Source organism: Streptomyces sp. Ru73 (genome assembly GCF_002920575.1).
Classification (GTDB): domain Bacteria; phylum Actinomycetota; class Actinomycetes; order Streptomycetales; family Streptomycetaceae; genus Streptomyces.
The window spans coordinates 91,642-108,256 of sequence record NZ_PQSQ01000016.1 but is presented as its reverse complement, the minus strand read 5'-3'; the positions used below and the strand labels follow the sequence as shown (position 1 = coordinate 108,256).

The window sequence follows — 16,615 nt, the reverse complement described above, 5'->3', positions numbered from 1 at the left end:
GGAGAACACCGCCGCGGCGGAGCGCGAGGCGGACCGCACCCGGGCCGACGCCCGCGAGCAGGCCGACCGGATGCTCGCCGAGGCGACGGCGGAGGCGGACCGGATGCGGGCCGAGGCCGCGGAGACGGTCACCTCGGCGCAGCAGCACGCGCAGCGCACGCGGACCGAGGCCGACCAGGTCAAGGCGGACGCCGAGGCCGAGGCCGAGCGGTTCCGCAACGAGGCGCTGGAGGAGGCCGAGCGCACGCTCGACGAGGCGCGCAAGGACGCCGCCAAGCGGCGCGCCGACGCCGCCGAGCAGGCCGACCAGCTGGTCGCCAAGGCGCAGGAGGAGGCGCTGAAGGCGGCCACGGCGGCCGAGGAGCAGGCCGACACGATGGTCGGCGCTGCCCGCAAGGAGGCCGAGCGGATCGTCGCGGAGGCCACCGCCGAGGGCAACGCACGGGTGGAGAAGTCCCGTACGGACGCCGACACGCTGCTCAGCGAGGCGCGCGGGGACGCGACCGCGATCCGGGAGCGCGCCGAGGAGCTGCGGGCCCGTATCGAGGCCGAGGTCGAGGAGCTGCACGAGCGGGCCCGCCGGGAGTCGTCCGAGGCGCTGCGGACCGCGGGCGAGCGGGTCGACAAGCTCATCGCGCAGGCCGAGGCGCAGCGGGTGGAGGCCGAGGAGAAGGCCAAGCAGACGCTGTCGGACGCGAGCAGCGAGGCCAGCAAGGTCCGCATCGCGGCGGTGAAGAAGGCCGAGGGGCTGATCAAGGAGGCCGAGCAGAAGAAGGCGCAGGCCGTGCGGGAGGCGGAGGCGCTGCGCGCGGAGGCCGAGCAGGAGGCCCAGCGGATCGTGGACGACGGGAAGCGCGAGCTGGAGGTGCTGGTCCGCCGCCGGGAGGACATCAACACCGAGATCTCGCGGGTCCAGGACGTCCTGGAGGCGCTGGAGTCGTTCGAGTCGCCGGGCGGCGGGAGCGGCAAGGGCGGCTCGTCGCAGGGTTCCGGATCAGGGGGCGTCAAGGCCGCGGCGGGCGCGGGGGCAACTCGTTCGGGTGGCAAGCAGTCTGATGGTTAGCCACTCAAATGAGGGTCTATTCTCCACTTCAAACGGTCAATGACTCGATGACACGCCGCTCGGGCCCCTAGGATTCCCCTTATCACCTCACCGGTCTCTTTCGACAGGAACCCCATGAGCGACACTTCCTCCCCCTTCGGTTTCGAGCTCGTGCGGCGTGGGTACGACCGCGGTCAGGTCGACGACCGCATTACGAAGCTCGTCGCCGACCGCGACAGCGCGCTGGCCCGTATCACCTCGCTGGAGAAGCGCATCGAGGAGCTCCACCTCGAAACGCAGAACGCCCAGGCCCAGGTCAACGACGCCGAGCCGTCCTACGCGGGCCTCGGTGCCCGGGTCGAGAAGATCCTCCGTCTCGCCGAGGAGGAGGCCAAGGACCTGCGCGAGGAGGCGCGCCGGGCCGCCGAGCAGCACCGCGAGCTCGCCGAGTCCGCCGCCCAGCAGGTCCGCAACGACGCCGAGCAGTTCGCCGCCGAGCGCAAGGCCAAGGCGGAGGACGAGGGCGCCCGGATCGTCGAGAAGGCCAAGGGCGAGGCCCAGTCCCTGCGGGCCGAGGCGCAGAAGGACGCGCAGTCCAAGCGCGAGGAGGCGGACTCCCTCTTCGAGGAGACCCGCGCGAAGGCCGCCCAGGCCGCCGCCGACTTCGAGACCAACCTCGCCAAGCGCCGCGAGCAGTCCGAGCGGGACCTCGCCTCACGCCAGGCCAAGGCCGAGAAGCGGCTCGCGGAGATCGAGCACCGCGCCGAGCAGCTCCGCCTGGAGGCCGAGAAGCTGCGTACGGACGCCGAGCGCCGGGCCCGCCAGACGGTGGAGACCGCGCAGCGCCAGGCCGAGGACATCGTGGCCGACGCGAACGCCAAGGCGGACCGTATCCGCAGCGAGTCCGAGCGCGAGCTGGCGGCTCTGACGAACCGTCGCGACTCCATCAACGCCCAGCTCACCAACGTCCGCGAGATGCTCGCGACGCTGACCGGTGCGGCGGTGGCCGCCGCCGGCAACCCGGGCGAGGAGGAGTCCTCCTCCCGCGGGGTGCCGGCTCAGCAGGGTCGCTGACCCTGCCGTCGACCGACTGCCCCGTGCCGCGTTGTGCGGTGCGGGGCAGTGGTGTGTCCGGGTGCGGTGACTCGTACGGTGCGGTGACTCGTACGGTGGGGGATTCGTACCCGTGCGGGCCGTATCGCGGCCTGGCGGCCGCTCGTCCTCAAGCGCCGGACGGGCTTGTTTTTGGCCGCTCGTCCTCGAGCTCCCCCGGCTACCGCTGGGAGGTACCCCCAGACAGGCTGAAATGGGTGTATTCAGGCGGCGGTGGAGCCCTGGCGCCCCTACCGTGGCCGCATGATCGAGATTGACGGGCTGACGAAGCGGTACGGCGAGAAGCTGGCCGTCGACCGGCTGACCTTCACCGTCCGGCCCGGCATCATCACCGGCTTCCTCGGACCCAATGGGGCCGGGAAGTCCACCACCATGCGGATGATGCTCGACCTGGACCACCCCACCGCCGGCACGGTCCGCATCGACGGCAAGCACTACCGGCAGCTGAAGGACCCGCTGAAGTACATCGGCGCGCTGCTGGACGCCAAGGCGATGCACGGCGGCCGCAGCGCGTACCACCACCTGCTCTGCCTGGCGCAGAGCAACGGCATCCCGCGCGCCCGCGTCCACCAGGCGCTGGACACCGTCGGCCTGACCGCCGTCGCCAAGAAGCGCGCCAAGGGGTTCTCGCTCGGCATGGGCCAGCGGCTGGGCATCGCCGCCGCGCTGCTCGGCGACCCGCGGATCCTGATGTTCGACGAGCCGGTCAACGGTCTCGACCCCGAGGGCATCCACTGGATCCGCAACCTCATGAAGAGCCTCGCTGCCCAGGGCCGTACGGTCTTCGTCTCCTCGCACCTGATGAGCGAGATGGCGCTGACCGCCGACCACCTCGTCGTCATCGGGCAGGGCCGGCTGCTCGCCGACACCTCGATGGCCGACTTCATCCGGCGCAACTCGCGCAGCTACGTACGGATGCGTTCGCCGGAGCACGAGCGGCTGCGGGACGTGCTGGCGGCGGCCGGACACACCGTCGCGCCGGCCAGGGACGGGGCGCTGGAGATCGACGGAGTGAGCGCGGACCAGTTGGGCGAGCTGGCCGCCGAGCACGGCCTCGTGCTGCACGAACTCAGCCCGCAGCAGGCGTCACTGGAGGAGGCGTTCATGCAGCTCACCGCGGAGTCGGTGGAGTACCACGCGCACTCGGACACGACGGGCCCCGCAGCCACCGCCGCCCCCGCGGGGTCCGCCCCGCAGCCGGGTGCCGGACCGGCCCCCGAACCCGGCGCGCCACCGGGTGCCGCGGGCGGCTGGGGCGCCGACTGGCAGCGGAAGAAGGGGCGCTGACGATGGCGGTGGTCTCCCAGGTCGTCGGTTCGGAATGGACCAAGATCAGATCGGTGCGCTCCACCGTGTGGACGCTCGGCATCGCCGTGGTCGTCACGGTCGTGCTGGGCGCGCTGATCTGTCTGCTCGTCAAGAACGACTTCGGCTCCATGCCGGCGCGCGAGCGCATCGCCTTCGACGCCACGAGCACGGCGTTCGCCGGGATGGGCCTGGGCCAGCTGGCGCTGATCGTCTTCGGGGTGCTGGTGGTCGGGGGCGAGTACAGCACCGGCATGATCCGCACGTCCCTCGCGGCCGTGCCCCAGCGCGGCACCTTCCTCTTCAGCAAGCTCGCGGTGGCCACCGTGCTCGCGTTCGTGGTGTCGCTGGTGACGAGCTTCCTCACCTTCTTCGTCGGCCAGGCCATGCTCGGGCCCGACCTGCGGGTGGCGCTGGGCGATCCGGGCGTACTGCGGGCCGTCTTCGGCGGCGCGCTCTACATGACGCTGATCACGCTGTTCTCCATGGGCGTGGCGGCGATGCTGCGCAGCCCGATGCTCTCGCTGGGCATCCTGATGCCGTTCTTCTTCCTGATCTCCAACATCCTGGGCACCGTCTCGGCCACCCGGAAGATCGGCCGCTACCTCCCCGACCAGGCGGGCCAGCGGGTGATGAAGGTGGTGGCCACCGACGACCTGCCGTACGGGCCGTGGGCCGGGCTCGGCATCATGGCCCTCTGGGTCGTCGCCGCGCTGGCCGGCGGCTACCTCCTGCTCAAGCGGCGGGACGCATGAGCCCCGTACGGGCCGCCGGCCTCGGCGCCGTGCCGGCCCTGGAACCGCTCAGCTACCCGGGGCGGCCGGTGGCGGAGCCCGCGCTGCTGTGCGGCGAGACGCTGCTGCCGCTCACCGCGGTCCCCGGGCCGCACCGGACCGGCGGCTGGCGGCTGGGCACCGACCCCGACCGGACGCTCGACGACGCGCTGCGCGAACGCGGCCTGCCGCCCACCGGGCGGCGTCACCCGGTGCTCGCCGTCGGCTCCAACGCCTCCCCCGCCCAGATGTCCTACAAGCTCGCCCGGCAGGGCGTCCCGGCGGCCGTGCCCATGGTCCCGGTGCGCGTCCGGGGCATCGGCGTGGGCAGCTCGGCGCACATCGCGACGCCGGGTTACGTGGCCGCCGCGCCCTTCGCCGACCCGGGCTCCGAGGTGACGCTGGTGGCGGGCTGGCTGGACGAGGCGCAGCTGGCGGTGGTGGACGCCACCGAGGCCCGGTACCACCGCGTCCTGCTGCCCGGCGACCGGTTCCCGATGACGCTGCCGTCCGGGGAGCGGCTGGGCGGCGCTTACCTCTACGTGAGCCGGTACGGCGTGCTCGCCGGGCCCGACGGCCGGCCGTGGCCCGCCGTGGCGCAGCCGGCGCTGCTCGCCGCGCTGCTGGCCGGTTCGGCGGCGCTGCGGCGGCTCCTCGGGCCCGACCCGCGCGCATGGGTGCGGCGGGCGGCGGCGGACGGCGCGGTGCGGGCCGAGGCCCGGCAGGTGTTCCGCGCGGAGGGCCGGGTGCTGCCGCAGCCGGATTTCACCCCGTATGTGGACGATGACGCGGAGGTCCTGACGTACGACGACCTTCCGCCCATCGGAGGCGGTGCGGGACTTCGTGGGTCACCGACACGCGGGGATTGAGTGGAACCGTCAATGGCTCGATAGCCTCCTAACCCTCACGGGGGCATGAGGTCACTTCGGCATGCCGTGCCCCACACCATCTCGCGAGGGGCGGAGAATGATCGAGGCAGTCGGCCTGACGAAGCGCTACGGCGCCAAGACGGCCGTGCACAACCTGTCGTTCCAGGTACGGCCGGGCACCGTGACCGGCTTCCTGGGGCCCAACGGGTCCGGGAAGTCCACGACGATGCGCATGATCCTGGGGCTGGACACCCCGACGGCCGGGCACGTGACGATCGGCGGCCACCCCTTCCGCAAGCTGCCGAACGCGCCCCGCCAGGTGGGCGCGCTGCTCGACGCGAAGGCCGTGCACGGCGGCCGCAGCGCCCGCCAGCACCTGCTGTCGCTGGCCCAGCTCTCCGGCATCCCGGCCCGCCGGGTGGACGAGGTGCTCGGCCTGGTCGGGCTGCAGGACGTGGCGAGGAAGCGGTCCAAGGGCTTCTCGCTGGGCATGGGCCAGCGCCTCGGCATCGCGGCCGCGCTGCTCGGCGACCCGCAGGTGCTGCTCTTCGACGAGCCGGTCAACGGCCTCGACCCGGAGGGCATCCTCTGGGTGCGCAACCTCATGAAGCAGCTCGCGTCGGAGGGCCGCACGGTCTTCGTCTCCTCCCATCTGATGAGCGAGATGGCGCTGACCGCCGAGCACCTGATCGTGATCGGCCGCGGCCAGCTGCTCGCCGACATGAACGTCAAGGACTTCATCGCGGCCAACTCCGCCGGGTTCGCGCGGGTCCGCACGCCCGACACCGAGCCGGGCCTGGCCGAGAAGCTGGCCTCCGTGCTGAGCGGCGCCGGCGGCCAGGTCCAGCCCGAACCGGACGGCGCGCTGCGGGTGACCGGGCTGCCGCTGCCGCGGATCAGCGACCTGGCGCACGAGGCGGACGTCCGGCTCTGGGAGCTCTCGCCGCACCAGGCCTCCCTGGAGGAGGCGTACATGCAGCTGACACAGAGCGCGGTGGACTACCGCTCGGCGGTCCCGCTGCAGGTCCCGCACGGCCAGGTGCCGCCGCAGGCCGTCGCGCAGCCGGGCGGGCTGCCGCCGCAGGGGTACGCGGGTGATCCGTACGCCGCGCCCGGCGGCCCGCAGGCCGGGGCGCCGGGGCCGTACGCGGGACAGCCCGGGCCGTTCGCCGGCGGCCACCCGCAGGGTGCGCCCGGCCCGTACGGCGCGCCCCCGGCGCCGCCCCAGGCGCAGGCACCGCACCCGCCGCAGCAGCAGGCGCCCGCCGGGCCGCCGCCCGCGCCGCAGCACGCCGCCCCCGCCGACCCGACCGAGCAGCACAGCGAGGACGCCCGATGACCACCCCCGAGCAGCCGCAGCAGCCGCCGCGCCAGGACGTACCGCCCCGCCAGGACGAGGGCACGATGATGCTGAACGCCGTCGGCGCGCGGGACGCCCGGCAGCCGCAGCCCCAGCAGCAGGCTCAGGCCCAGCCGCAGCACCAGGCGCCGCAGCAGCACCAGCAAGCACAGCACCAGCAGGCGCCCGTGCCCGGGCAGCCGCACCCCGCCCCGTACGCCGCCGCTCCCCCGCACAACCAGCAGACCCGGCTGCCCGGGTCCGGTTACGTCTCGCCCATCCCGGTCCGGCGCGCGCACCTCGGCAACGCGCTGGCCTCGGAGTGGACGAAGATCAAGTCGGTCCGCTCCACGGTGTGGACGCTCGGCGTGATGGTCGTCCTCGTCGTCGGCGTCGGCACGCTCACCGGCGTCGGCATCTCCGCGAGCGGCACCGACCTGCGCGGCGCTTCGCCGCTCGGCTTCGGCATGTTCGGCATGCTGCTCGGCCTGATGTGCGTGATCACCCTCGGTGTGCTGTGCGTCTCCTCCGAGTACGGCACCGGCATGATCCGTACGACGCTGACCGCCTGCCCCGGCCGGGCGCGGGTGCTCGCCGCGAAGGCGATCGTCTTCTTCCTGCTGTCCTTCGTGGTCACCGCCGTCACCACGGCCGTCGTGGCGCTGCTGCTGAACGGCATGCTCAGCGGCCAGGGCGGCGCCACGCCGAGCGGTGCCGAGTGGTTCAAGGCGACGGTCGGCGTCAGCCTCTACGTGGCGATGATCGGGCTGCTCGCGCTGGGCGTGGGCGCGCTGCTGCGGCACTCGGCCGGCGCCATCACCATCATGATCGGCCTGGTGCTGCTGCCGCTGGTGCTGGCGCTGTTCATGATGGCGGAGAGCCTGGCCGACCTGCGGGAGTGGCTGTTCGAGTACTCCATCCCCAGCCAGCTCGGGGTGATGTACAGCAACGCGGTCGCGGACTCCGGCCCGTCGGGCTGGGAGCCGCTGTGGATCATGACCGGGCTGACGGCCGTCGTGCTCGGCGGCGCCTTCGTGGCGCTGAACCAGCGGGACGTGTAGGCCCGCACCGAAAAGGCCCCGCTGCGGGGCCGGCGGCCGAGGGAGGCCGGAAAACGCCGCGTCCGGCGTCAGTATCTGGGCGCGTTACGGGACCGCTGGAGCCGGGCGCTCCGGCGGTCCCGTGCGTTCCAGCAGGCCGAGTGCCAGTGTCTGCGGTCGTCCCCGTCGCTGTACCGCTGCCAGGCCACCACGTGCGGCACACCGGGCGGAATCTCCTGGTCACAGCCCGGGCAGCGGTAGTGCTTGGCCGCCGCGCCGCCGCTGATCCGGCGGACGTACCACTCCTCGCCGCGCCACTCCTCCGTTCCGTCCAGGCCGAAACGACTGCCGCCCGCACGCTCCGCGGGCTTCTCACCGCCGCGGGGACGGTTTCGACGGGGGGACACTGGGCACCTCGGACTTCTCGGGGGAGTAACGGCCTGTCACCAGCCTACGGTGCACGGCCGGCGTCCCGGACCCCCTGTCGCAATGCTGCGATCATCAGGAAACTTCGCCGGGAGCCGTGCCTTTGGCACGTGTCAGCCGTTGTTGCCTGTAAGGGGGATGTCGCGTCGGCTGCGAGGAGGCAGAAGAGCGATGCGCGTTGGGGCTTTCATCCTGGCCGCCCAGTTCCCGGGCCAGGGCGAGGGGGAAACACTGCACAGGGCCGTCCGGTCCGCCGAGGTGGCCGAGGAGGCCGGGCTCGACGACGTCTGGGTGGCCGAGCACCACTTCGTGCCGTACGGGATCTGCCCGTCGGCCGTGACACTGGCCGCGCAGCTGCTGGGGCGTACGCACCGCATCGGCGTCGGCACCGCCGTCAGCGTCCTGCCGACCGCCCATCCGGTCGCGGTCGGTGAGCAGGCGGCACTGCTGCACCTGACGTCCGGCGGGCGGTTCACGCTCGGTGTCGGGCGGGGCGGTCCGTGGGTGGACCTGGAGGTCTTCGGGGCCGGCCTCGCGGCGTACGAGGAGGGTTTCCCGGAGTCGCTGGACCTGCTGCTGCGCTGGCTGCGCGAGCCGCGGGTCGGGGCCGACGGGGCGCGGTACGCCTTCCGGGACGTGGCGGTGGTGCCGCGGCCCGGCGAGGAGCCGGCCGGCCGGGACGGCCCGCCGGTGGTGGTGGCCTGCACCTCCGCCGGTTCGGTGCGGCTGGCGGCCGAGCGCGGCCTGCCGATGCTGCTGGGGATGCACGCGGCGGACGAGGAAAAGGCCGAGATGGTCGCCTGCTGGCGGCGTGCGGCGCTGGCGGCGGGGCGAGATCCGGACGAGGTCGCGGCGGCCGCGCACGTCTCGGCGGGTGTGGTGCAGATCGCCGACACCCGGCAGGACGCCCGCGAGGTCCTGCTGAAGTCGATGCCCGGCTGGCTGCGCCAGGGGCTCGCGGCCCACGTCACGGTCGACGGCCGGTACCGCGCCATGCGGGACCCGCTGGCCTATACGGAGCTGCTGTGCGGCCTGCATCCGGTGGGGACGCCGGAGAACTGCGCCGACCGGCTCGCCGAGACGGCGGAGAAGACGGGCATCCGGCGCCATGCGCTGCTGGTGGAGGGCTCCGGCGACCTGGCCGCTACGGAGGAGAACATCCGCCGGCTGGGCAAAGAGGTCCTGCCGGTGCTGCCCTGAGCGCACCGCCGCGCGGCACGGTTGCGGAGTGAGGGAGGCGGAGCAGAGCGAGAGGACCCCAGGGGCCGGGGGGTCCGGAGAGATCCTTCATGTGCCCGGTGGGCGGCCCGCCCGCCGGCGGGGCCGGGTGGCCCCGCCGGCGGACCGTGGTCCAATGCCGTCGCTCGCGTACTGGCGCCGGGCGCCACATCCCACGCACGGAGCGACGGCAACTCCGGTCAGCAGTCGCGCAGTTCCGGCGACTGGTTCAGCAACTGGCCCCGCACGGAGGTGAAGCGGGCCAGCCGGTCGTCCGCCGCCGGGTCGAGCGGGAAGACCGCGACCCGGTGACAGTTCTGGAACGCCAGTCGCACGCCGAAGTGGCGCTCAAGCGACCCGCGTATCGCGTCACTCGCCAGCGCTCGCAGCAGTTGGCCGCGCGCCTGCTCGTCGGGCGGCGGGGTCTGGTTGTCGGCGAACTCTCCACCGTCCACCTTCAGCCGGGCCACCAGCGAGCTGATCATCTCCCATGCGTAGGGCAGGGAGGTCCGGACGCAGTCGACAAATGCGGCTTCGTCGACCTCGCCTCGCTCGGCCTGTTCGAGGAGGGCCGGTGAGACGTCGAGCGACATGAGGTTCTCCTCTCGCGGCTCCATAAGGGGCGGAGCCTCAGGGATAGGGCGAGGGATCGCCACGCAGCGTGTCCGCGTCACGACCCCCCGCGTCAACGGTATTCCGCCTTTCTTGCCCGCACCAGGAGATTGGGCACACAACCGGCCACAGGAGTCCGCCGGAGCTGCGGGGGTTTCGGCCGCAACGTCGCGTGCGCACCCGGTACGCCGCCCCGCGGGCGTTCCGGGTGGGTGGGTACGGGCGAATCGCGCACACCGCCCGGCGTCGAGTAGCGTGGAGCACCATGCGTCTCGTCATCGCCCGTTGCTCCGTGGACTACGCCGGCCGGCTCACCGCCCACCTGCCCTCCGCCCCCCGTCTGATCCTGGTCAAGGCAGACGGCAGTGTGTCCATCCACGCTGACGACAGGGCCTACAAACCGCTGAACTGGATGTCTCCGCCGTGCACCCTCAAGGGCGGCGACGGTGACGTGTGGACCGTGGAGAACAAGGCCGGCGAGAAGCTGATCATCACGATGGAGGAGATCATGCACGACTCCTCCCACGAGCTGGGTGTGGACCCGGGCCTCATCAAGGACGGCGTCGAGGCCCACCTGCAGGAACTGCTCGCCGACCGGATCGACACCCTCGGCGAGGGGTACTCCCTGATTCGGCGTGAATACCCCACCGCGATCGGCCCGGTGGACATCCTGTGCCGCGATGCGGACGGCGGGACCGTCGCCGTGGAGATCAAGCGGCGCGGCGAGATCGACGGTGTCGAGCAGCTGACCCGTTACCTCGAACTCCTCAACCGCGACCCGCATCTCGCCCCGGTGAAGGGCGTGTTCGCCGCGCAGGAGATCAAGCCGCAGGCGCGGGTGCTGGCCACCGACCGCGGCATCGGCTGCGTCGTCCTGGACTACGACGCGCTGCGCGGCATCGAGGACGACAAGCTGCGGCTGTTCTGACGTCCCGCGGCACGGCCCGGCAGCCCGTGCCCGTGTCCCCCTTCCTTCCGTACGCAACGGCCCGCCCGCGCTCTCTCGCGGGCGGGCCGTCGTGCGGTACGGCGCTCGTCAGGCCGTCGGCTCGTCCTGAGCGGCGGTGCCGGACGGGCCCGCGCTCATCGGGCTGCTGGCCGACGGGCCGCTCGCGGTCTGCGACGGGCTCTGCGAGTCGCCGGTGGTCGGCTTCTCCGTCGGCTCCGTCGTGGTCGGCTCCTCGGTCGGTGTGGTCGGCTCCTGCGTCGGCTGGGTGGGCCGGCTCGTCGGCTTGTGGGTGGGCTTGCCCGTGGTCGGCTTCCCGGTGGGCCTGCCGGTCGGCCGGTCCGTCGGCGTCGAGGGCTTCCCCGTGCCGTCCGTGGGCTCGTCGCCCGGCGCCGTGCTGCCCGGCGTGCCGGACGCGTCGCCGGTGGCCGGGGCGCCGGAGCGGGTGCTGCCGGCGGCGGGGACGCCCGTACGGCCGCCCGTGCCGCCGTGCCAGCGGCCCGGGCCGCTGCTGGCGCCGTGGCCCGGCTCGTCGGCGGTCAGCCCGCCGCCGTCCTTGCTCTCCTCGGCCGACTGGTCGGACTTGACCTTGTCGGCGGGGGTGTCGCTGCCGGAGGTGGCGCCGAGCGTGACGATGGTGCCGAGGACGGCGGCCAGCAGGGCGCCCGCGCCGGCCGCGACCAGATTGCGCCGCGCACCGGTGAACACCGGCCGCTTCTTCTTCGCCCGGTCCGGCGGGGCGGCGGCGGCGACCGCGGGGGTCACCACGGTCGCCGCGGTCTCGTCGACCCGCGGCACCGGCGTGGTGACCGCGGTCGGCGACCCGGGCGGCGAGGCGGACTCGTCCGTCCCGACGAGCGGTACCTCCTCGCCGGCCGCCGCCGCGGTGATCTCGGCCGAGACCGGGACGCCGGTGCGGTCGGCGACCAGCGCGAGGGCGCGGCGTCCCGCGACGGCGCCGCGCCGGTCGGCGAGCGCGCCGCGCAGCCCGATGGACGCCTCCAGCTCGGCACGCGCCTTGTCCAGGTTGCCCAGGCACAGCGCGAGGACGCCCAGCTCGTGGTGGAAGTAGGCCTCCTCGCCGACCTCCCCGGCGATCCTGGCGGCCTCCTGGCCGTACCGGAGGCCGCGCTCCCAGGCGTTCCACTGCAGCGCGGCGGCGAAGGCGGGCGCCGCGGTACGGGCGAGCAGCACGGCGGCGCTGGCGTGTCCGGACTCCCGGCTCGCGGTGAGCCGGGCCATCACGGCGAGCAGCGCGTCGGCCTCGGCGGCCGCCCGCTCGGGCGCGACCGAGTGGTGCCCGGCCCACCAGGAGTAGTGCTGGGCGGCGGCGTGCGCGCGGCCGGCCGCGCCCTCGGCGTACCCGGCGGCGGTGAGCTGGTCCAGCACCGTCGCCGCGAGGCGGTAGTGGGTGCCGGCCGGGCTGATCAGTCCGCAGGCCAGCAGCTCGCCGAGGGCGGCGTCGGCGCGCGGGTCCTTGAAGAGCGCGGGCAGGTGTGCGGGGTGCGGGAGGTCGCCGCCGAGGGCGACGGCCAGCCGCAGCACGTCCTGCGCGGTGGGCGCCAGCCCCTCCGCGATCAGCGTGGCGAACGAGCCGGCCTCGGGGATGCCGGGCAGCGGCGGTACCTCGTCGGAGCCTGCTTCCGTGCTGCCGTCCGCACCGTCCGGCGCGGCGTCCTCCGGTGTCCCGGCGGTCAGCCGGTCGCGCTGCCGCAGGACAGCGCCGGCCTGCAGGAAGCGCAGCGGCAGCCCCTCGGACTCGAACCAGAGGTCGCCCGCCCAGGCGGCCTCCTCCTCGGTGAGCGGCCGGCCGGCGGCGCGCTCCAGCAGCTCCTGGCAGGCGGCGCGGCCCAGCCCCGAGACGAAGACCTCCTCGATGTGCGAGGCGGCGGCGGGCGCGGGCACGTCGGGCGTGGCCGAGAGCAGGAAGGCGCACTCGGGCGTGGCGGCCAGCAGCTCCTCCAGCGGCTCGCCGCCGAACTCCAGGTCGTCCACGACGACCACGGCGCCGATGCCGGCCAGCGCGGTGAGCAGCTCGGGGCGGCCGGGGCGGTACGCCGGCGCGCGGTACACCGCGGCGAACAGGTCGTACATCAGGTCGGTGGCCGTGCGGCGGTACCCGGAGAGCCGGACGACGCCGTCGGGCGCGAGGCCGGCGCAGGCGGCGGCGACCGCGTCCAGCAGCCGGGTGCGCCCGGCGCCGGCGGGGCCGGTGAGGCGTACGGAGCGGCCGCGGGTGAGCAGCCGGGTGAGCCGTTCGGTCTCCTCCTGGCGCTCCAGCAGCGGGAGCTGGTCCACGGGGTGCGCGAGGCCGCCGGGCGGCACGGGCGGCGCGCTCGTGGCGCGGGTCCGCTCGGTGCGCTCCTTGGCCGACTGCTTCTGCGGCGTGCCCGGTTCCTCGCCCGGCGGGGTCGGCACGATCTCGCTGCCGTCGACGGGGTTGACGGTGAGGAGGTAGTCGCCGGTGATCAGCCGGGCGGTGCGTGCCGGGCCGTCCGGCGGCACGAACTGCGGACTGCCGGCCTTGGACGGAAGCGGGCCGGCAGGGTGCTCCTGCGCGCCGTGCTCCTCCGGCCGCCGGCCGTTGTGCGGATCCATGGAATCGTGCCCCCCAGATGCGTGCCCGTGCCGAACTGCTCTCCCGGCCGTCCGCACTCCCCGACCCGGCCGGGACGGAATGTCCCGGCCGCCGCTTCTGGTCCGGTATCCGCCGCGGCCGTTCGGGTCGCGACGAAACCGAACATTAAGCCTCGGACAGTATCTATGATGCGCCGGGGTCCTGCTCTGACCGGTACGTCACGGAATCGTGAGGATCAGTGCCGTATGTACCGCTTCCGGCTTCCGCTTCTCGGCGTCCGCACGGCTCCGCGCAGCTCGTCCGGTCCTCAGACGCGGGGCAGTGCCTCCGCTTCGATACCGCCCTCGATGGCGAGAATGCGATGCAACCGGGTGGCCACGAGCAGGCGCTGCATCTGGGGCGGCACGCCGCGCAGCACGAGCCGGCGGTTGACCCGGCCCGCGCGCCGGTGCGCGCCCATGATGACCCCGAGTCCGGTGGCGTCCCAGGAGTCCAGCTCGGTCAGGTCCAGCACCAGGTCGCCCCGGCCCGAGTCGACGGCGGTGTGCAAGGCCGTACGGGCGTCCGCCGCGCTGCGGACGTCGAGGCGGCCCCCGACGACCAGCTCGGCGTGGTCGCCCTTGATGTGCATATGCGCTCCCCGTGGTGATGCGAAATGTATGTTGCGTCTACAGAACTGACTGCCTCTCACACGACGAAGTTGCCGCCTGTAAGCGAACCGATACCGAAATCACCCCGCCGAGTGACGGCTGAACGGGTGTGGCATCGGCCCGTACGGGAACCCCGGCGCCACCCGGGCCGGGGTTCCGCAGGCACGGGCGTCCGGGGCCCGCGCCTGCGTGCAGGCCCGGACCCTCAGTGCTCGTAGAATCCCTGCCCGCTCTTGCGGCCGATATCGCCTGCGTCCACCATGCGGCGCATGAGCTCCGGCGGCGCGAACTTCTCGTCCTGCGATTCGGTGTAGATGTTCTCGGTGGCGTGCAGGAGGATGTCGACGCCCGTGAGGTCGGCGGTGGCCAGCGGGCCCATCGCGTGCCCGAAGCCCAGCTTGCAGGCGGTGTCGATGTCCTCGGCGGTGGCCACGCCGGACTCGTAGAGCTTGGCGGCCTCGACCACCAGTGCCGAGATCAGTCGGGTGGTGACGAAACCGGCCACATCGCGGTTGACGACGATACACGTCTTGCCGACCGACTCCGCGAACTCCCGTGCGGTGGCGAGCGTTTCGTCACTGGTCTTGTAGCCGCGCACCAGTTCGCACAGCTGCATCATCGGCACCGGCGAGAAGAAGTGCGTGCCCACGACCCGCTCGGGCCGCGAGGTGGCCGCCGCGATCTTGGTGATCGGGATGGCGGAGGTGTTGGAGGCCAGTACCGCGTCCTCCCGGACCAGCTTGTCCAGCGCCTGGAAGATCTCCCGCTTGATCTCGATCTTCTCGAAGACGGCCTCGACGACGATGTCGGCGTCGGCGGCCGCCTCCAGGTCGGTGGTGGTGGTGATGCGGGCCAGCGCCTGCTCGGCGGCGGCCGCCTCCAGCTTGCCCTTGGCGACGAACTTCTCGTACGACGCCTCGATGCCGCTGCGGCCGCGGGCCAGCGCGCCGTCGGTGACGTCCCGGAGGATCACGTCCCAGCCGGCCTGGGCCGAGACCTGCGCGATGCCGGATCCCATGAGACCGGCCCCGATGACGGCGAGCTTCCTTGCCACTGAACGACCCTCCACACCCTGTGTACTTCACGAAGTCCTGCGGGCGACGTTAGCGCTCGTTCGCCACCGTGGGGAGAGCCTGCAGATGTGCGTCCTGTCTCACATGACGGACATCACACCGGTCACCCGGCCGCGCGCACCGCGTAGTTGAGGACCCGTTCGCTCAGCAGGTCCTCCAGCTCGTCCATCAGGGTGAGCGCGTCCCGCGACACCTGGGACGGCGTGCCGCCCGCGGTCATCGCGCGGCCGATGTAGCCCATGAGGGTGCTGTGCACCCAGTTCAGCTGCCCGGCCACGAGGAGCGGCAGCAGGTCGTCGGCGCCGGCGCCGGTCTCCTCGCGCAGCGTGTGCACCAGGTCCTCGGCCTGCTCCTGCTGGAGGTACCACAGCCGCGCCTTGAGGGCGGCCGAGCCGTGGATGACCTTCATGAAGCGTTCGTACCCCGCCATGAGCCCCACCTTGGGCGAGACCGCCTCGACCTCCTCGCGCAGCTCGCGCAGGACGGCGGCGGCGGCCGACTCGCCCACGCGGCGGCCGCGCACGTACCGGGAGAGCCGGTCGACCACGCCCTTGCTGCGGTCGAAGAAGAGGTCCTCCTTGGCGGGGAAGTAGTTGTACACGGTGTTGACGGAGACCTCACAGGCCTCGGCGATCTCCGCGACGGTCACCGCGTCGAAGCCGCGCTCCAGGAAGAGCCCGGTGGCGACGTCCGACAGGTACTGCCGGGTCTGCCGCTTCTTGCGCTCGCGGAGCCCTTCCGGCCGCTTCCCCTCACTCATGGCCCCATCCTAGGCCACTTTGCACCCTCTGAAATTTTGGGGCCATTGCAAAATTGGTGAGGCTCTGCTTTTCTTGCCGTCATGCCCGCCATCACCGCGTCCGGCCTGTCCCGGACCTTCACCACCAAGCGCGGCCCCGTCGAGGCGGTCCGCTCCGTCGACCTCACCGCCGAGCGCGGCGAGATCCTCGGTCTCCTCGGCCCCAACGGTGCCGGCAAGACCACGACCCTGCGGATGCTCACCACGCTGCTCGCGCCGACCGGCGGCAGCGCCACCGTCGCGGGCTGCGACCTCGCCCGCGACCCGGCGGGCGTACGGCAGCGCAGCGGGTACGTCGCCCAGGCCGGCGGCGTCGACCCGACCGTCTCGGTGCGCGAGGAGCTGGTCACCCAGGGGCGGCTCTACCGGCTCGGCAAGGCCGACGCCGCGGCGCGCGCCGCCGAGCTCGCCGCCGGCCTGGGCCTGGAGGGGCTGCTGGACCGCAGGACCGCGGCGCTCTCGGGCGGCCAGCGGCGCCGGCTCGACATCGCCATGGGGCTCATCCACCGGCCCGAGGTGCTCTTCCTCGACGAGCCGACCACCGGGCTGGACCCCGGGCGGCGCGCCGACCTGTGGGACCTGGTCCGCCGCATCCGGGACGAGCACGGCACCACCGTCGTGCTGACCACCCACTACCTCGACGAGGCCGACGCGCTCGCCGACCGGCTCGTCGTCATCGACCACGGCGTCGTGGTCGCCGAGGGCCCGCCCGCCGCGCTCAAGGAGCGGTACGCCGGCTCCGCCGCCGCCTCGCTGCAGGACGCCTTCCTGGCGCTCACCGGCCGCTCCCCCGCCCCCGAGAAACCCGCCCCGCTCTCCGTATGAGGAGCCC

The 16,615-nt window shown here is 73.2% G+C and carries 15 protein-coding genes and 1 pseudogene; 10 read left to right on the top strand and 6 right to left on the bottom strand.

The features are described 5' to 3' along the window. From C3486_RS10660 to C3486_RS10630, 7 genes and pseudogenes are all read left to right on the top strand, one after another. Window positions 1-1,063 (top strand): annotated as a pseudogene (locus C3486_RS10660) (hypothetical protein); the annotation flags it as partial. Between the two features lie 114 nt (window positions 1,064-1,177). Next, the gene (locus C3486_RS10655) at window positions 1,178-2,116 is read left to right on the top strand and encodes a cellulose-binding protein (RefSeq protein WP_103832373.1); all 939 of its coding nucleotides are present in this window, start codon (window positions 1,178-1,180) and stop codon (window positions 2,114-2,116) included. 282 nt (window positions 2,117-2,398) lie between these two features. Then, window positions 2,399-3,442, top strand: a complete 1,044-nt coding sequence (locus C3486_RS10650) for an ABC transporter ATP-binding protein (protein WP_103832372.1) — start codon at window positions 2,399-2,401, stop codon at window positions 3,440-3,442. Window positions 3,443-3,444: 2 nt separating this feature from the next. After that, window positions 3,445-4,215 (top strand): ABC transporter permease, encoded by a 771-nt coding sequence (locus tag C3486_RS10645; protein ID WP_181138511.1) that lies wholly within the window; start codon window positions 3,445-3,447, stop codon window positions 4,213-4,215. Beyond that, entirely contained in the window at window positions 4,212-5,102 is an 891-nt protein-coding gene (locus C3486_RS10640) for a hypothetical protein (RefSeq protein WP_258052699.1), read from the top strand. Before C3486_RS10645 ends, C3486_RS10640 begins: the two co-directional genes overlap by 4 nt. A 97-nt stretch (window positions 5,103-5,199) precedes the next feature. Next, entirely contained in the window at window positions 5,200-6,441 is a 1,242-nt protein-coding gene (locus C3486_RS10635) for an ABC transporter ATP-binding protein (protein WP_103832370.1), read from the top strand. After that, entirely contained in the window at window positions 6,438-7,502 is a 1,065-nt protein-coding gene (locus C3486_RS10630; protein WP_258052698.1) for an ABC transporter permease subunit, read from the top strand. The genes C3486_RS10635 and C3486_RS10630 overlap by 4 nt, the downstream gene beginning before the upstream one ends. A 68-nt stretch (window positions 7,503-7,570) precedes the next feature. On the opposite strand, the gene C3486_RS10625 is transcribed toward C3486_RS10630, so the two are convergent. Continuing rightward, entirely contained in the window at window positions 7,571-7,888 is a 318-nt protein-coding gene (locus tag C3486_RS10625) for an ATP/GTP-binding protein (RefSeq protein WP_103832369.1), read from the bottom strand. Window positions 7,889-8,078: 190 nt separating this feature from the next. Between C3486_RS10625 and C3486_RS10620 the strand changes: the two genes are divergently transcribed. Beyond that, window positions 8,079-9,107, top strand: a complete 1,029-nt coding sequence (locus tag C3486_RS10620) for an LLM class flavin-dependent oxidoreductase (protein ID WP_103832368.1) — start codon at window positions 8,079-8,081, stop codon at window positions 9,105-9,107. A 218-nt stretch (window positions 9,108-9,325) separates the two neighbouring features. Here the strand turns inward: C3486_RS10620 and C3486_RS10615 are convergent, their stop codons facing one another. Continuing rightward, window positions 9,326-9,718 carry an SCO5389 family protein gene (locus C3486_RS10615; protein WP_103832367.1) on the bottom strand — a complete coding sequence of 131 codons (393 nt, stop codon included), beginning with the start codon at window positions 9,716-9,718 and terminating at the stop codon, window positions 9,326-9,328. A 284-nt stretch (window positions 9,719-10,002) separates the two neighbouring features. Here C3486_RS10615 and nucS point away from each other — a divergent pair, with 284 nt between their 5' ends. Continuing rightward, the gene (nucS, locus tag C3486_RS10610; protein WP_052865115.1) at window positions 10,003-10,665 is read left to right on the top strand and encodes an endonuclease NucS; all 663 of its coding nucleotides are present in this window, start codon (window positions 10,003-10,005) and stop codon (window positions 10,663-10,665) included. 108 nt (window positions 10,666-10,773) lie between these two features. Here nucS and C3486_RS10605 read toward each other — a convergent pair whose 3' ends face one another. From C3486_RS10605 to C3486_RS10590, 4 genes are all read right to left on the bottom strand, one after another. Next, window positions 10,774-13,281 (bottom strand): AAA family ATPase, encoded by a 2,508-nt coding sequence (locus C3486_RS10605; RefSeq protein ID WP_103832366.1) that lies wholly within the window; start codon window positions 13,279-13,281, stop codon window positions 10,774-10,776. A gap of 287 nt (window positions 13,282-13,568) precedes the next feature. Continuing rightward, window positions 13,569-13,892, bottom strand: a complete 324-nt coding sequence (locus C3486_RS10600; RefSeq protein ID WP_103832365.1) for an STAS domain-containing protein — start codon at window positions 13,890-13,892, stop codon at window positions 13,569-13,571. 224 nt (window positions 13,893-14,116) lie between these two features. After that, window positions 14,117-14,965, bottom strand: coding sequence for a 3-hydroxyacyl-CoA dehydrogenase family protein (locus tag C3486_RS10595; protein ID WP_103832364.1), 849 nt, complete (start codon window positions 14,963-14,965; stop codon window positions 14,117-14,119). Between the two features lie 122 nt (window positions 14,966-15,087). After that, window positions 15,088-15,744: a TetR/AcrR family transcriptional regulator gene (locus C3486_RS10590; protein ID WP_103832363.1), complete on the bottom strand. Its 657-nt coding sequence runs from the start codon at window positions 15,742-15,744 to the stop codon at window positions 15,088-15,090. A gap of 81 nt (window positions 15,745-15,825) precedes the next feature. Between C3486_RS10590 and C3486_RS10585 the strand changes: the two genes are divergently transcribed. After that, a complete protein-coding gene (locus C3486_RS10585; RefSeq protein WP_103832362.1) occupies window positions 15,826-16,608 on the top strand; it encodes an ABC transporter ATP-binding protein in 783 nt (260 codons plus the stop codon). Window positions 16,609-16,615: the final 7 nt, after the last annotated feature.

Coding starts and splice junctions, on each gene's coding strand:
- C3486_RS10655 (WP_103832373.1), top strand. CDS start 1,178: ATGAGCGACACTTCCTCCCCCTTCGGTTTCGAGCTCGTGCGGCGTGGG.
- C3486_RS10650 (WP_103832372.1), top strand. CDS start 2,399: ATGATCGAGATTGACGGGCTGACGAAGCGGTACGGCGAGAAGCTGGCC.
- C3486_RS10645 (WP_181138511.1), top strand. CDS start 3,445: ATGGCGGTGGTCTCCCAGGTCGTCGGTTCGGAATGGACCAAGATCAGA.
- C3486_RS10640 (WP_258052699.1), top strand. CDS start 4,212: ATGAGCCCCGTACGGGCCGCCGGCCTCGGCGCCGTGCCGGCCCTGGAA.
- C3486_RS10635 (WP_103832370.1), top strand. CDS start 5,200: ATGATCGAGGCAGTCGGCCTGACGAAGCGCTACGGCGCCAAGACGGCC.
- C3486_RS10630 (WP_258052698.1), top strand. CDS start 6,438: ATGACCACCCCCGAGCAGCCGCAGCAGCCGCCGCGCCAGGACGTACCG.
- C3486_RS10620 (WP_103832368.1), top strand. CDS start 8,079: ATGCGCGTTGGGGCTTTCATCCTGGCCGCCCAGTTCCCGGGCCAGGGC.
- C3486_RS10615 (WP_103832367.1), bottom strand. CDS start 9,718: ATGTCGCTCGACGTCTCACCGGCCCTCCTCGAACAGGCCGAGCGAGGC.
- nucS (WP_052865115.1), top strand. CDS start 10,003: ATGCGTCTCGTCATCGCCCGTTGCTCCGTGGACTACGCCGGCCGGCTC.
- C3486_RS10605 (WP_103832366.1), bottom strand. CDS start 13,281: ATGGATCCGCACAACGGCCGGCGGCCGGAGGAGCACGGCGCGCAGGAG.
- C3486_RS10600 (WP_103832365.1), bottom strand. CDS start 13,892: ATGCACATCAAGGGCGACCACGCCGAGCTGGTCGTCGGGGGCCGCCTC.
- C3486_RS10590 (WP_103832363.1), bottom strand. CDS start 15,744: ATGAGTGAGGGGAAGCGGCCGGAAGGGCTCCGCGAGCGCAAGAAGCGG.
- C3486_RS10585 (WP_103832362.1), top strand. CDS start 15,826: ATGCCCGCCATCACCGCGTCCGGCCTGTCCCGGACCTTCACCACCAAG.